General features: G+C 63.6%; 14 protein-coding genes. 6 read left to right on the forward strand and 8 right to left on the reverse strand.

What is annotated here, in order from left to right:
- Positions 1 to 90 precede the first annotated feature (90 nt).
- The 6 genes from IG197_RS01270 to IG197_RS01295 all read left to right on the forward strand — a co-directional run bounded on the left by IG197_RS01270 (position 91) and on the right by IG197_RS01295 (position 7,076).
- The gene (locus tag IG197_RS01270; RefSeq protein ID WP_192316440.1) at positions 91 to 429 is read left to right on the forward strand and encodes a hypothetical protein; all 339 of its coding nucleotides are present in this window, start codon (positions 91 to 93) and stop codon (positions 427 to 429) included.
- A 195-nt stretch (positions 430 to 624) separates the two neighbouring features.
- Positions 625 to 1,320, forward strand: a complete 696-nt coding sequence (locus IG197_RS01275) for a TerC family protein (protein WP_067962072.1) — start codon at positions 625 to 627, stop codon at positions 1,318 to 1,320.
- Between the two features lie 199 nt (positions 1,321 to 1,519).
- Positions 1,520 to 2,836 carry a 30S ribosomal protein S12 methylthiotransferase RimO gene (gene rimO / locus IG197_RS01280; RefSeq protein WP_154386523.1) on the forward strand — a complete coding sequence of 439 codons (1,317 nt, stop codon included), beginning with the start codon at positions 1,520 to 1,522 and terminating at the stop codon, positions 2,834 to 2,836.
- Between the two features lie 169 nt (positions 2,837 to 3,005).
- On the forward strand, positions 3,006 to 4,256 hold the full coding sequence (locus IG197_RS01285) for a multidrug effflux MFS transporter (RefSeq protein WP_192316441.1): 1,251 nt from the start codon (positions 3,006 to 3,008) through the stop codon (positions 4,254 to 4,256).
- Positions 4,257 to 4,384: 128 nt separating this feature from the next.
- Positions 4,385 to 5,602 carry an ABC transporter substrate-binding protein gene (locus IG197_RS01290; RefSeq protein WP_246765283.1) on the forward strand — a complete coding sequence of 406 codons (1,218 nt, stop codon included), beginning with the start codon at positions 4,385 to 4,387 and terminating at the stop codon, positions 5,600 to 5,602.
- 406 nt (positions 5,603 to 6,008) lie between these two features.
- Positions 6,009 to 7,076, forward strand: a complete 1,068-nt coding sequence (locus tag IG197_RS01295) for a helix-turn-helix transcriptional regulator (protein ID WP_154386524.1) — start codon at positions 6,009 to 6,011, stop codon at positions 7,074 to 7,076.
- 137 nt (positions 7,077 to 7,213) lie between these two features.
- Here the strand turns inward: IG197_RS01295 and IG197_RS01300 are convergent, their stop codons facing one another.
- The 8 genes from IG197_RS01300 to IG197_RS01335 all read right to left on the reverse strand — a co-directional run bounded on the left by IG197_RS01300 (position 7,214) and on the right by IG197_RS01335 (position 13,589).
- A complete protein-coding gene (locus IG197_RS01300) occupies positions 7,214 to 8,353 on the reverse strand; it encodes an NADH:flavin oxidoreductase (protein WP_192316443.1) in 1,140 nt (379 codons plus the stop codon).
- A complete protein-coding gene (locus IG197_RS01305; protein WP_192316445.1) occupies positions 8,325 to 8,960 on the reverse strand; it encodes a nuclear transport factor 2 family protein in 636 nt (211 codons plus the stop codon). The genes IG197_RS01300 and IG197_RS01305 overlap by 29 nt, the downstream gene beginning before the upstream one ends.
- 32 nt (positions 8,961 to 8,992) lie before the next feature.
- Positions 8,993 to 9,451 (reverse strand): MaoC family dehydratase, encoded by a 459-nt coding sequence (locus IG197_RS01310; RefSeq protein WP_192316446.1) that lies wholly within the window; start codon positions 9,449 to 9,451, stop codon positions 8,993 to 8,995.
- Between the two features lie 2 nt (positions 9,452 to 9,453).
- Positions 9,454 to 10,254 (reverse strand): SDR family oxidoreductase, encoded by an 801-nt coding sequence (locus tag IG197_RS01315; RefSeq protein WP_192316448.1) that lies wholly within the window; start codon positions 10,252 to 10,254, stop codon positions 9,454 to 9,456.
- A 20-nt stretch (positions 10,255 to 10,274) separates the two neighbouring features.
- Complete coding sequence (locus tag IG197_RS01320; protein WP_067962089.1) at positions 10,275 to 11,033, reverse strand: enoyl-CoA hydratase family protein; 759 nt, start codon at positions 11,031 to 11,033, stop codon at positions 10,275 to 10,277.
- Positions 11,034 to 11,047: 14 nt separating this feature from the next.
- Entirely contained in the window at positions 11,048 to 12,115 is a 1,068-nt protein-coding gene (locus tag IG197_RS01325) for a nitronate monooxygenase family protein (RefSeq protein WP_192316450.1), read from the reverse strand.
- A gap of 129 nt (positions 12,116 to 12,244) precedes the next feature.
- Complete coding sequence (locus tag IG197_RS01330; protein ID WP_067962093.1) at positions 12,245 to 13,009, reverse strand: SDR family NAD(P)-dependent oxidoreductase; 765 nt, start codon at positions 13,007 to 13,009, stop codon at positions 12,245 to 12,247.
- A gap of 46 nt (positions 13,010 to 13,055) precedes the next feature.
- The gene (locus tag IG197_RS01335) at positions 13,056 to 13,589 is read right to left on the reverse strand and encodes a nuclear transport factor 2 family protein (protein ID WP_192316452.1); all 534 of its coding nucleotides are present in this window, start codon (positions 13,587 to 13,589) and stop codon (positions 13,056 to 13,058) included.
- Positions 13,590 to 13,620 lie beyond the last annotated feature (31 nt).

The raw sequence follows: 13,620 nt of genomic DNA on the forward strand, positions 1-13,620 counted from the left end.
TCGATCTGTCCTGGACGAATTTTCTCATTTATCCCAACTGCTTGCACTCTGGGACTTTATCGACGCCTTCGGCCGCGATATAGCATTCGCATGAATTTCGGTTCGACATTGACGCTTGCGCTGACCCTGGGTTTCTCCGCCACGCTGCTTGGCGGGTGCAGTCGCTCGTCGGATGGCACCGTCGTCATTCCGAAACAAATGGACTCCCGGCGCTTCTGGCAGGATGACGAAGCCAAGCGTGCCGCGGCCGAGCGCCAGCAGTCGGCCGCCTTTCCAACCGGGCCCGATATCCGCTTTGCCACCGAGCAGCCTGGCCCTCGCCCGGTGACGCGCGCGCCAAGCGGTGCGGCGAGCACCGGCAATTCCAAGCCGATATCCTGCCGCGCCGTAAGCGGCTCTACGGGTCGCGTCAGATACGTCTGCGAGTAATTCCGGGAGCGGCCGGTCGAGCTCCAAATACGAACGCCCAACCGCGTTTGTCACCAGGTTTCGTCAGCTTCACGTCAGGGAACGCGCCGATTTAAGCCGTTTCGAATAAACGCGTTGCTTGTCTGTTGACGCACGCGCGTCGGGCGTTATAGCCGACATCAAGACATTGGAACTGAACGGAGAGGGTCCCGTCCGATGGAGATATTCACTGCTGCAGGCTTCACAGCCCTTCTGCAGGTCATAGCTATCGACCTCGTGCTTGCCGGCGACAACGCCATCGTCATCGGCCTTGCCGCGGCAGGCCTTCCGGCCGATCAGCGCAAGAAGGCCATCCTCGTCGGCATCGCCGCGGCGACCGTTCTCCGTATCGGTTTCGCACTGATCACCCAGTGGCTTTTGGCCATCGGGCCGATGCTTCTCATCGCCGGCGGCCTGCTGCTTCTGTGGGTGTGCTGGAAGATGTGGCGCGAACTGAGCGTCAGCCACGAGCAGGAACATGAAGCGACCGAGGCGCTTGCCGACGCCGACTATGACAAGGACGGCAAGATCGCCGCCAAGGGCCCGCGCAAGACCTTCGCCCAGGCCGCCTGGCAGATCGTCATCGCCGACGTGTCGATGTCGCTCGACAACGTGCTCGCCGTTGCCGGTGCCGCCATGGATCATCCCACGGTGCTGATCATCGGTCTGGCGCTGTCGATCGCGCTGATGGGCTTTGCCGCCTCCTTCGTCGCGCGCCTGCTGCATCGTTACCGCTGGATCGCCTATATCGGCCTTTTGATCATCCTCTATGTCGCGGTGAAGATGCTGCTCGACGGCGCAGTAGATCAGTTCCCGGAACAGTTTGGGTTTCTCAGCGAGTGGTTTGGCGGCCACAGCGCGCCGGCCCACTGAGCCGCAGCAACAGACCAAAAAGGGCCGGAGTTTTTCCGGCCCTTTTTGCATGTGGCGATCAGCCGGTTTGCTTGGGCCCCGATCTGTGCTATTGCGCCGCCCGAATTGAGCTCTTTTCAGAGCCGACAGATCGACACATCAACAGATTTCCGGGCCGGACCTCATGGGTTACCGGCCCGCGTCCATTGGAAACCTGCCTATGTCAGCAGCACCCCGCGTCAGCTTCGTCAGCCTCGGATGCCCGAAGGCGCTTGTCGATTCCGAACGCATCCTCACCCAGCTCCGCGCCGAAGGTTATGAGATCGCCCGCAAGCACGACGGCGCCGACCTGGTCGTGGTCAACACCTGCGGCTTCCTCGATTCCGCCCGCACCGAGTCGCTGGACGCCATCGGCACGGCGATGAAGGAGAACGGCAAGGTCATCGTAACCGGCTGCATGGGCGCCACGCCCGAACTGATCCGAGAGAAGCACCCCAACGTCTTCGCCATCACCGGCCCACAGGCCTATGAAAGCGTCATGGCCGCCGTGCACGAGGCTGCTCCGCCGGCGCACGACCCGTTCACCGACCTTGTGCCGCCTCAGGGCGTCAAGCTGACCCCGCGCCACTACGCCTATCTCAAGATTTCCGAGGGCTGCAACAACCGCTGCACGTTCTGCATCATCCCCGACCTGCGTGGCGACCTTGTCTCGCGCCCTGCCGCCGACGTGCTGCGCGAAGCCGAAAAGCTGGCCAATGCCGGCGTCAAGGAACTGCTCGTCATCTCCCAGGATACCAGCGCCTACGGCATCGACGTGAAATATGCGACCAGCGTCTGGAAGGAGCGCGAGGTCCGCGCCAAGTTCCTCGACCTGTCGCAGGAACTGGGCGAGCTCGGCATTTGGGTGCGCATGCATTATGTCTATCCTTACCCGCATGTCGCCGACGTCATCCCGCTGATGGCCGAAGGCAAAATCCTTCCTTATCTCGACATCCCCTTCCAGCACGCCTCCCCGCGGGTTCTGAAAAACATGCGCCGTCCGGCCCATGGCGAAAAGGCGCTCGAGCGCATCCGCGGCTGGCGTGACGTCTGCCCTGACCTCGCCATCCGCTCGACCTTCATCGTCGGCTTCCCCGGTGAAACAGAGGAAGACTTCGAAATGCTGCTCGACTGGATCGACGAGGCCAAGATCGACCGCGCCGGCTGCTTCAAATACGAGCCGGTCAAGGGCGCGCGTTCCAACGACCTCGGCCTCGAACAGATCCCCGAGGAGGTCAAGGAAGCCCGTTGGCATCGCTTCATGCAGCGCCAGCAGAAGATTTCGGCCGCCGCACAGGCACGGAAAGTCGGCAAGCGCCTGCCCGTCATCATCGACGAGGCCAACGGCACGTCGGCCAAGGGCCGCACCAAGTACGACGCGCCCGAGATCGACGGTTCGGTCCATATCCAGTCGCGCCGTCCGCTGCGCGTCGGCGACATCGTCACCGTCAAGGTCGATCGCTCCGATCCATACGATCTCTACGGCACCGCTGTCTGACACCTCTCCAGGGGCCGCAGCATGCGGCCCCTTTCTTTTGGCCGACACGCAGCCGAATTATCCCCGCGCTAGTCCGTATGACGGATGATCTTTCCCGGCACCGGTTCGATCTGGTGACAGGCACTCTGCCGCTCAGGCGCCTGCCATCCATCGAGCCGGGGCCAGCATCATGACATCAGACCGAGAAGACCAGCAGCCCAGCCTCATGAGCGAGCGGCGCGTGACCATCGTCGGTGCGGTGCTAGCCGGTCTCGGTCCCGCCTCGCTGTCGCTGTTCACGCCGGCCATGCCCGAAATCGTTCATGCCTTCGGCACCACCGAAGAGGCGGTGAAGATGGCGCTCGGGCTATATTTCGCCGGTTTCGCCCTCACCCAGCTGGTGTGTGGTCCTCTCTCCGACGGGTATGGCCGCAAGCCGGTGACGTTGGCCTTTCTCGGCATCTACCTTCTCGGCAGCCTGGGCGCGCTGGTCGCGCCCTCCATCGACGTGCTGATCCTGTCGCGGCTGTTGCAGGGCGCGGGCGCGGCAGTCGGGCTGTCTTTGTCGCGCGCGATCGTGCGCGACCTCTTTGCCCACGAGCAATCGGCCCGCATCCTCAACCTGATCACGCTGATCCTGGCGCTGGCGCCGGCCATCGCGCCGACAGTCGGCGGTCTGGTGATGGAAGTCGCCGGCTGGCATGCCATCTTCTCGATCATGTTCCTGATGGGCGTGGCGTCGTTGCTGACGGTCCGTTTCGCGCTGGTCGAAACCGTCGAGCGCGACCCGAGTCGGGTGCGGCTGGGCGCCGTCATGAAGACCTATCGCAATTTGCTCGGCAGCGGGTATTTCCTGTTCTCCAGCCTCGTCATCGCCGGCACCCTGGGCGCCTACTATACCCAGGCGACCGTCCTGCCCTTCATCCTGATGGATCGGCTGGGGCTGACGCCGGCGCAGTTCGGCCTCGCGATGCTGTTCCAGTCGGCCAGCTTCATTTCCGGCTCGCTTGTCATGCGCAGTCTCATCCCACGTTATGGTGCCTATCGTATGGTGCCCGTCGGCCTGGGGATCAGCAGCCTCGGGGCTGCTGCCATGGCGGTCTTGCTCGGACTGTACGAGCCAACCTTCCTGTCGGTCGCGCTGCCCATGGCCATGTTCGTCCTAGGCAATTCATTCGTCATGCCGGCAATGTCTGCCGCGACTGTCGCCGCCTTCCCCGACAGTGCCGGGGCCGCCTCCTCGCTGAGCGGGTTCCTGCAGATGGGCAGTGGCCTCCTGGGCACTGTCGTCGCCGGTATCCTCGGCGATGCGATGCTGGGCATGTCCGTCGTCGTGCCGTTGATGGCACTGGGGGCCGTGCTCGCTTGGCTGGCCTGGCGCAAGCTGCCGGAGCCTGCCCTTGCGCGGGCCGTCGTCACCAGGAAGGCACCGCCGCGCTGAAGCATGCGTCTTTTGTTAGCTCTCGCTAACGAATTCGGAAGCTCCTCCCTCTCCATCGTCCAAGCGGACGATGTTTCGGACACATGGCCGTGACTGTTTGTCGGTCGAAGTAAGCGGAGGAGAAACGCATGAACTTCCAATGGAATGGTTCCATTACGCGTCGCACTGCCATCGGAATGGTGTCGGTGGCAGCCCTTGCCTTGTCGGCAGGTATTTCGCAGGCACAGGAGGTCGTCAAGATCGGCGGCATCATGTCGATGACCGGCGGCGGCGCCTCGATCGGCAAGACCGCCGAAGTGGGCTGGAAGCTGGCCATCGAAGACATCAATGCCGCCGGCGGCATTCTCGGCAAGAAGGCCGAGCTGGTTCTCGGCGACACCATGACTGACCCGACCCATGCCGTTGCCGAAGTGCGTCGCCTGATCGAGAACGAAAAGGTCGAGGCGCTCGTCGGCCCGGCAACCAGCCAGGAGACCATTCCGGTCGTTCCTGTGGCGAGCGAAAAGAAGATCGCCCAGGTTTCTTCTGCTGCCTCGACTCAGCTGACGCCCGAAGCTGGTCCGTTCCACTTCTCGGGCTCGGTCACTGGTCTCAATCAGATGAAGCCGAACATCGACTTCGCCATCGACGTGCTGAAGCTCAAGAAGCTGGCGCTGATTTCGGACAATGGCGGCATGTCCAAGGCTGCCGTGGTCGAGATCGTCGACTACCTCAAGTCGAAGGGCGTCGAGCCGACCGCGGTGCAGGAATTCGCCTTCCGCACCGAAGACATGACCCCGCAGCTGTTCCAGATGCGCAGCTCGGGCGCCGAAGCGATCCTTCTGATCAACTCGATCGGCGACGACTCGCGCAAGCTGCTCGAAAACCGCGCCGACATCGGCTGGGACGTGCCGGTTCTGGCCAACCAGACGATGACCAACTACGCCGTCGGCAACGTCGCAGTGGTCGGCGAAGACGCCTTCAAGGACGTCTACAGCGTGCAGTTCGTCGGCATGACCTATTGCCCGAGCGACCCGGTCGGCGAAAACGCCTTCGCCAAGTTCGCCAAGCGCGCAAAGGAACAGGTCGCCGACGTCGACCGCATGGGCGGTGCCTCGGCGCTGATCCCGTACTACATCCAGCCGATCGTGCTGGCGGCTGCCATCAACGGTTCGGGCAAGACCGACGGCGAGTCGATCGCTGCCTGGCTGCAGGCCAATGCCGCGTCCGTCCAGATGCTCACCGGCCCAATCCAGGCGAGCGGCAAAAGCCACTTCCTGCCGGCGCCCGAGTCGATCAAGGTGGTCAAGAACCCCTACAAGCCGCGCGAAGACGGTCTGGTCGAGCGCGCCGACTGCGGCGCCTGATTTCCTTCTTCATCTGCTGAACGTGTGGGCCGGGTCGCAAGATCCGGCCCGTTTCGTTTGCACTCTGCCCAAGACTTGTCCACCACTGACACCATGTCAAAAATTCTACGCAACGCATTTCGAATTTGACGACGTGTCAATTTAATGACATAACTGTCGATATTAATCATTTCGCATTCGGGAGGAAGCGCGATGACCGGTTCGAGCCTACGCAGCATGACAACTGGATCGTCGTCCGTCCGGCATCTTGCCCGACGAGGTTTCCTCCCGCCGTCCTGATCGGCTGACGCCGGGCCGATACCAGGCCCTCGCCAATACAATCGAACTCATGACCTCCTGGCATGCACCGCGCAGCCGGGAACCGGTCCCGCACGCCCCCGTGCGGCGGATTTTGGGAGCTCCTGCAATGACTTTTCACGCCAGATCGATCGTCGAATTCGGCCATTTCCTCAACCGCGTCTCTGACAGCCTGATGAACGGCAAGCCGCTGCGCACCCCGCTCGAGCTGATCCGCGAGCAGTTCGACGCCTATGCCGCGGTGCTGGTGATCGAGGACCGCCTGCGCACCGGCGAGACCTACTACGCCTTTACCGAGATCGACGAGATGATGACCGACACGGCAGGCGCGGCCCTCACTCGCCCGGCGCAGCTCGCTTATCTCTCCGAACGCTGCCAGCCGATGTCGGCCACCTATGTGCCTACCGACGACACCGCCCGCTACACGCTCTGGGTTTTCCGCGACCGGTCGGACACCAAGTTCGATGACGATGCAGCCTCGGTCTGCGAAATCCTTGTTTCGCAGCTGGCACGTGGCGTCGAGACGTCCTGGCGCATGGGCGCCACCGAGGTCGAGCGCCGTCTCTACTCCGACGTCATGGACAAGCTCTACGTCGGTGTCGTCATCCTCGACCATTCCGGCAAGATCGTCCGCGCCTCAGACGCGGCGACGCGCCTGCTCGAAGCCCGCGACGGCCTGCAGATCCAGGGCAACAAGCTGCGCGCCACCTCGGCCAAGGAGGACCGCGACTTCCAGACTGCGGTCAAGGCGGCCTTGCAGATGGCAGCCGACGACGCCGGCACGACTTCGCGGGGCCTGTCGCTGACCAAGCAGTCAGGCTCGCGCAATCTCGGCGTCATCGTCCGCCCGATCCGCGGCAGCAAGGATAACGCCGCCGCTGCCAACTCGGCGGTCGCTGTCTACATCCGCGATCCTGAAGCGAACCCGGAGGTCGAGGGCGAGCTCGTGCGCCAGCTGTTCGATCTGACGCCCGCGGAAGCCGCGGTCGCCCGCCGACTGACCGCCGGCTTGTCGCTCGAAGATGCCGCCACCTCGCTCGACATCTCCCGCAACACTGCACGTGCCCATCTGCGCTCGATCTTCTCCAAGAGCGGCATCACGCGCCAGACGGAACTGGTCCGGCTGGTGCTGAACAGCGCCGTCATCCTCGGCCACGGGCCGCGCCAGGCGGCCTGACAGGACATCCTCCCAACTCCCTGTCGACCCAAACTGAAAGCGCCGGCGGACAAAGTCCCCGGTGCTTCTTTTTCGTCTGAGCAGATAGAAAGCTTGTCCCCTCGACAAGAAAGGCGCCGCGAACGGCGCCTTTCTGGTCAGAACAGCGATTTCAGCTGTTCCTTGGCGTAGCCCACCCCTTCGTGGGCCCGGCCTTGCCGGACTTTAAGCGCCCAGGCCGGATCGGCCAATAGCGCCCGCCCGACAGCCAGGATGTCGAACTCGTTGCGTTCAAGCGGCTTATCGATCACGTCGAGCGAAGCCGCCTCCGCCGCATTGAGCCCCGGCCGGTCGAGGCCGACGCCGCCGACTGCGATGACCGGCAAGCCGGTGATCTTCTTCGTCCAGCCGGCGAGCGTCACGTCACCCTCTGCCGCAAAACCCGGCTCCCATATGCGGCGTGTCGAGCAGTGCATGATGCTCACACCCGCGTCGACCAGCGGCTCCAGCACCTCTGCCAGTTCGCCAGGCGTTTCGCCAAGCACGGCCTTGTAGTCCTGCTGTTTCCACTGCGAATAGCGGAAGGAGATCGGAAAGTCGGGGCCGACGCGGCTGCGCATCGCCTCGATCACTTCCACCGCAAAGCGTGTGCGCTCGCGCCGGCTACCGCCGTAGCGGTCGGTTCGGCGGTTGGACGTCGCCCAGAAGAACTCGTCGATCAGATAGCCATGCGCGCCGTGGATCTCGACGCCGTCGAAGCCAAGCCGCTGCGCCGCATCCGCCGCCTCGGCATAGGACTCGATCACCTCGAGGATTTCCGTCTCGGTCATCGCCCTGGTGGCTTCCGGATGGCCGGTGAAGGCGTTGGTGTTCTCCGATGGACCGACGCCCGGAACACCCGGCTGCGGCGCCATGGCCGAGTTGCGGAAGCTGCCGGTGTGCCAGAGTTGAGGGAATATCTTGCCGCCGGCGGCATGCACTGCAGTGCGCACTTTGGCCCAGCCGGCCAGTGCCGCTTCGCCGGCGAAAAAAGGCACGCCCTCATAGCTCGGCGCCGTGGGGTGGCCGATATAGGTCGCCTCGGTGATGATGAGGCCGACCTGGTTCAGCGCCCTTCGCGAGTAATAGGCGGACACCTTCTCATGCGGCACGCCGTCGGCGCAGAAATAGCGCGACATCGGCGCCATCGCGATGCGATTGGCAAGCTCAAGGGGGCCGATCTTGATCGGCTGGAACAGCTTGTCAGCGATCAGTCCATCCGAAGTCTTCTCAGCGCACACGGTTGCCACGGATTTCATTGCCTCTTCGCATGGTTTCAATGAAGGTTTCGAGTGGCGCCGGTTCCGGCAGGGCCTCATCAGGGCCCGAACGCGACCAGAACTCTTTCCACGACGGAAACAGCTCATGGAACGAGCCTTCATAGGGCTCGCGGCCCGGCCAGCGCATCTTGCGCGAGCCGACCGGCGGCTTGTTGAGGTCGGTGGCATACCAATAAAGCGGCTGGCGGCGGCGGAAGAACCAGCGGCCGTCGATGCGCTCATAGCGGTCGTAATACATCATCTGCATGATGACCCACTCGGCGCCGCATTCGTGCTCGTTCTTGGAATAGACGACGCCCACTGCATTGTCGGCGTCGACGAACTCGATAATGGTCGAGCCGACATGATGCGAGGTGCCGTCGAACTGCTTGCGCATCGTCTCGTCGAGCCAGTCGCGCAGGGCCGCCCTGCCCGACTTGCCGCCGCCGACCTTGACGTCGGGCGCAAACAGCGAGGCCATCGCATTCATGTCGCGCATGTCGAGCGCCAGCGAATATTTGGAAATCAGCTGGCGAATCTCGTCGCGCGACTCGAGCCTGTCCAGTCGCGCCAGGATCTCCGCCTGCGCGTCACCAGTCTTGTCCATTGTCACCTCCGGTGGCCGAAGCGCCGTGCGCCTCAGAAGTAGTAGCGGCCGACCATGTCGGCGACGCAGGCCGGCTTGGCCGAGCCTTCGATCTCGATGGTCACCCGCACCGTCGTCTGCACGGCGTTCCCCGGCAGAAACTCGGCGTTGACCAGTTCGCCCGTCGCCCGCACCTTGGAATTGACAGGCACCGGCGCCGGAAAGCGCAGCCGGTCGCAGCCATAGTTGATGCCCATCTTCATGCCCTCCGCCTTGAACAGGTCGGGCAGGAAACCGTTGATCAGCGAAAACGTCAGGCAGCCATGCGCAACCGTTCCGCCGAACGGGCCGTCCTTGGCGCGCACCGGATCGACATGGATCCACTGGTGATCACCGGTCGCCTCGGCGAACATGTCGATGCGCGCCTGGTCTATGGTGAGCCAATCGGTCGATCCGAGGTTCTGGCCGATGGCATCCACTGCCTCGTTGGGCGAGGAGAAGACGAGGCCCATGATCAGGCCCTCTGGCTGGAGGCGGAGACGATCTCGCCGACCATGTAGCCGGCATAGTCACTGGCGAGGAACATCATGACATTGGCGATTTCCCACACTTCCGCTGCGCGGCCAAAGGCTTCGAGGCTGGTCAGCGCGTCAAGCTGTTCCTGTGGCGCCGACTTCTTGAGGAAGTCGTGCATGGCAATCGACGGAGACACGGCATTGATGCGGATGCCGTATTCGGCTGCTTCCACCGCCGAGCAGCGGGTGAAGGCCATGACTCCGGCCTTGGCCGCGGCATAGTGCGACTGGCCTTTCTGAGCGCGCCAGCCGAGCACGGAGGCGTTGTTGACGATGGCACCCTTGCCGCGCGGCTGCATCTTCTTGAGTGCGGCGCGCGTCATGCGCATCGTACCGGTCAGGGTGACGTCGAGCACCAGGTTCCATTCGGCGTCGGTCATTTCCACGACGGGCTTGAGGCCGCCGAGACCGGCGTTGTTGATCAGCACGTCGATGCCGCCGAGCTTGTCTTCAGCCGCATCGACAAGCGACTGCACCTGCTCCTCGTCGGTGACGTTGCAGAGCTGACTGTAGATCTCGACGGTCGGCGAGAGTTCGCGCAGCTTGTCGGCCGCTTCCGCCAGGCGCCGTTCGTGGACGTCGGAGATCATGATGGCGCGGCAACCTTCCTCGATCGCCTTGCGGGCTGCAGCGAAGCCGATGCCGACGCCGGCAGCCGCGGTAATGAGCACCGAACGGCCCTTGAGCAGGCCATGGCCTTCGACATAGGGCGGGGCGGGAAGGATCTTGGTGGCGGTCATGTCCGGGCGTCCTGATCTGGTTACTTCTTGAAGTCGGCGTCGCGTTTGCCGACGAAGGCGTCGCGCGCTTCCTGCGATTCCTGGGTGAGATAGGCCTGGGCCGTGAACCCCTGCTCCCAGCGGTATTTCTTCTCGAGATCGCCATCCTCGATGCCGTTCAGCGCCTCCTTGGCGAGACGGATCATGATCGCGCTCTTGGCGGCGATGGTCTTGGCGAGCTTGAGGGCGGCATCTCGGAGCTCCTCGCGCGGCACCACCTTCTCGACCGCGCCGAGGCGATAGGCTTCCGCAGCGTCGATCGGCTCGCCGGTGAAATACATCTGGCGCACCTTCTGCACCGGAAACAGGCGCTGCAGATGCGCGCCGGCGCCGAGCGCGCCGCGGTCGACCTCTGGCACGCCGAAGGTCGCGTCAGGCGAGCACAGGACGATGTCGGCCGAGCCGCAAATGCCGATGCCGCCGCCGAGGATGTAGCCATGGGCAGCCACGATCACCGGCTTCAGGCCGCGATGGATGGCGCGGAAGGTTTCCCAGTTGCCGGCATTCACTTCGGGAATGCGCTCCGGGTGCTTCTGAAGTTCCTTAATGTCGACGCCGGCGCAAAAGCCCCGCCCCTCGGCACGGATGACGATTACGCGGACATCGGCATTGGCGTTGAGCGCGTCGATCTCCTGCGAAAGCCTGCGCCAGCCGATACTGTCGAGCGCATTCACCGGCGCGTTCTCGATCACCAGTTCGGCAATGCCGTCCTCGATTTTGGTCCAGAATTGGTCGCTCATCGAATTCTCTCCACTCAATTGGCGGCGACGAGCGCCGAGATGGCCTTGAGCCGCGCTTCCGCCTCGCTGACGATGCGGGCGATCAGCTCTTCGCAGCTTTCGAGCCTGTCGATCATGGCTGCGGCCTGGCCGGAAGGCAGCAGGCCGGTTTCTGTGTTGCCTTCGACCACGCCGCGTTGCACCAGCGTCGGCAGGTTCGGCGCCATCACGGTCTGGGCGAAGCTGTTCTCGCCGCTCGACAGCACCTTGAGGCCGAGCTTGGCCATGGCGATCGGGCCAAGCCCGCTCTCCTTGCCCCACTGGCGTGCGTACTTCATGCTCATGGCGAGGCGCGCCGGCAGGCTCATGTTTTCGAGGCGCCTGATCTCGGCATTCTCGATGAAGCGCTGCGGCAGGCCGTCGACGGCGGTGGTCGTGCGGATGAGTGTCGGGTCCTTGGTCGCGAGATAGCGATCCAGCGCCGAGCGCGGTACCGGCGATTCGTTGGTCATCAGGAAGCGCGTGCCCATGGCGATTCCGGCGGCGCCATAGCCGAGAGCTGCAGCAAGGCCGCGCCCGTCGAAGAAGCCGCCGGCCGCAACCACCGGAACCTTCACGGCGTCGAGCACCTGGGGCAAAAGGATGGTCGTCGGCACAGCACCGGTATGGCCACCCCCCTCACCGCCCTGGACGGTGATGATGTCGGCGCCGAGTTCGACCGCCTTGACCGCGTGTTTGACCGCACCAACCGTCGGCATGCAGACGACGCCTGCATCCTTCAGCCGCTTGATCGTCTTGGCGTCAGGACCGCGGCCGTAGCTGACGGCCCGCACCTTGTGCTTGATGACCCCCGAGATGACTTCCTCGGCATTGGGCTGGAACATATGGAAATTGACGCCGAACGGACGGTCGGTCTTCGACTTGATCGCGAGGATCTGGTTCTCGACATCGCCCGGCTCGGTGGTGGCACCTGCGAAGAAACCGAAGCCACCGGCATTGCATGTCGCGGCGGTGAGGTTTGCATCGGCCACCCAGCCCATGGCTGTCTGCACCACCGGATAGCGGCTGCCGAGGCGTTCGCACAAGATGGTATGCAGGCTCATGGGCATTCTCTCTCGCTGGAAGTTCCGGCGACCGCCATCGGCCAATGGCAGAAGGGCGATCGCACTGTCTCGTTTCAAATGATGCGCCGCACAAAGCGGAACATCGTCTGAATGAACTAACGAAAACGATCAGTAGAAGACGCGTCCCCCGTTGACCATCAAGGTCTGGCCGGTGATGAAGCGCGACTTTTCGCTCGACAGGAAAATAACAGCATTTGCAATGTCTTCCGGCTCGCTGAGTTCACCGAGCGGGATCATGTTCCTGGCACGTTCATAGGCATCCTTGGGGATGCGCTGCATGGCGCGCGTATTGGTCGGGCCCGGGCAGACGGCATTAACGTTGACCTTGAACGGCCCGAGTTCGCGGGCGAGCGCGCGGGTGAAGCCGAGCACGCCGGCCTTGGCCGAAGCATAATCGACGGTACCGATGTCGCCGTTCATCGCCGAGTCCGACGAGATCGACACGATCTTGCCCGAGCGTCGCTCGCGCATGTCCTCGACCACCTGGCGTGTGCAGGTCAGCGTCGTCATCAGCGACACGCCGATCACGAACTGCAGCGTCTCGGGTTTGGCCTGCCAGAACTCGGAATAGTTTTCCCGCGCGGTCTGGCCGATGTTGTTGAGCAGCATGTCGACCGGCCCGAGGTCGCGCTTGATGCGGACAAAGCTCTCGGCGACGACCTCCTGATCCATCATGTCGCCGACCAGGGGCAGCGCTTTGACCTTGTGGGCGCGCACCAGTTCGGCGGTTTCGGCCAGCGCCGCGGCTTCGCGGTCGAGGATCGCGACATCGGCACCTTCCTGGGCATAGGCAATTGCCGCGGCGCGGCCGATGCCGTTGCCGGCACCGGTCACCACGGCAATCTTGCCGGCGAATTGTCTCTGGTCAGTCATGCTTTCGCTCCCTCAGGAAGTCCTGGTCTGTGAACTGGTTTGGATGTCAGCCATGACGACCGAAAAGCGTCAGGGCCCGGTAGGACAGGTCGTCGGGTCCCGGCTGGCCAGGCGGGCTGCCGGCAGCGAAATCCTTGTAGGCATCGGCGTCAACGACTCGCCTGGTCGACCAGTCGAGCGTGATCGAGCGACCGAGAAATCGCCACTCGCCGCCATCCCTCCGGTAGCGGTCGAGGCTGCGGCTGCCGGTGATCACTTCATGAGCGTCGGGGCCATGGGTGCGGTGATAGTTGATCTTGTAGACCTCGCCCTCGGCGCGGTCGCCATCGACCTCGAAGCTGGTGTTGACCACGTAATGCGCGGTCGCGGCATAGTTCGACAGCGCCTTCTCGACGAAGGCCATATAGTCGTCCGGCCCGCCCACGAACATGTCGCCATGCTCCTCGTAGGCTTCGTCGTGATAGAGGCTGCGCAACAGCTTGAAGTCGCGCCGGTCGACGGCGCGCGAATAGGCCGTCACCAGTCGCCGCAGCGCCTCGCGCGCCGCGATCTCCTGAAGATCCGCCTCCCTGATGCCCATGCCAAATTTCCTCCCTGGCCCAGGCGCGTCC

It is taken from the genome of Aminobacter sp. SR38, assembly GCF_014843375.1.
GTDB lineage: Bacteria > Pseudomonadota > Alphaproteobacteria > Rhizobiales > Rhizobiaceae > Aminobacter > Aminobacter ciceronei.

What these genes read in the sequence shown, in the direction of transcription:
- IG197_RS01270 (WP_192316440.1), top strand. Translation starts at nt 91, where the DNA reads ATGAATTTCGGTTCGACATTGACGCTTGCGCTGACCCTGGGTTTCTCC.
- IG197_RS01275 (WP_067962072.1), top strand. Translation starts at nt 625, where the DNA reads ATGGAGATATTCACTGCTGCAGGCTTCACAGCCCTTCTGCAGGTCATA.
- rimO (WP_154386523.1), top strand. Translation starts at nt 1,520, where the DNA reads ATGTCAGCAGCACCCCGCGTCAGCTTCGTCAGCCTCGGATGCCCGAAG.
- IG197_RS01285 (WP_192316441.1), top strand. Translation starts at nt 3,006, where the DNA reads ATGACATCAGACCGAGAAGACCAGCAGCCCAGCCTCATGAGCGAGCGG.
- IG197_RS01290 (WP_246765283.1), top strand. Translation starts at nt 4,385, where the DNA reads ATGAACTTCCAATGGAATGGTTCCATTACGCGTCGCACTGCCATCGGA.
- IG197_RS01295 (WP_154386524.1), top strand. Translation starts at nt 6,009, where the DNA reads ATGACTTTTCACGCCAGATCGATCGTCGAATTCGGCCATTTCCTCAAC.
- IG197_RS01300 (WP_192316443.1), bottom strand. Translation starts at nt 8,353, where the DNA reads ATGAAATCCGTGGCAACCGTGTGCGCTGAGAAGACTTCGGATGGACTG.
- IG197_RS01305 (WP_192316445.1), bottom strand. Translation starts at nt 8,960, where the DNA reads ATGGACAAGACTGGTGACGCGCAGGCGGAGATCCTGGCGCGACTGGAC.
- IG197_RS01310 (WP_192316446.1), bottom strand. Translation starts at nt 9,451, where the DNA reads ATGGGCCTCGTCTTCTCCTCGCCCAACGAGGCAGTGGATGCCATCGGC.
- IG197_RS01315 (WP_192316448.1), bottom strand. Translation starts at nt 10,254, where the DNA reads ATGACCGCCACCAAGATCCTTCCCGCCCCGCCCTATGTCGAAGGCCAT.
- IG197_RS01320 (WP_067962089.1), bottom strand. Translation starts at nt 11,033, where the DNA reads ATGAGCGACCAATTCTGGACCAAAATCGAGGACGGCATTGCCGAACTG.
- IG197_RS01325 (WP_192316450.1), bottom strand. Translation starts at nt 12,115, where the DNA reads ATGAGCCTGCATACCATCTTGTGCGAACGCCTCGGCAGCCGCTATCCG.
- IG197_RS01330 (WP_067962093.1), bottom strand. Translation starts at nt 13,009, where the DNA reads ATGACTGACCAGAGACAATTCGCCGGCAAGATTGCCGTGGTGACCGGT.
- IG197_RS01335 (WP_192316452.1), bottom strand. Translation starts at nt 13,589, where the DNA reads ATGGGCATCAGGGAGGCGGATCTTCAGGAGATCGCGGCGCGCGAGGCG.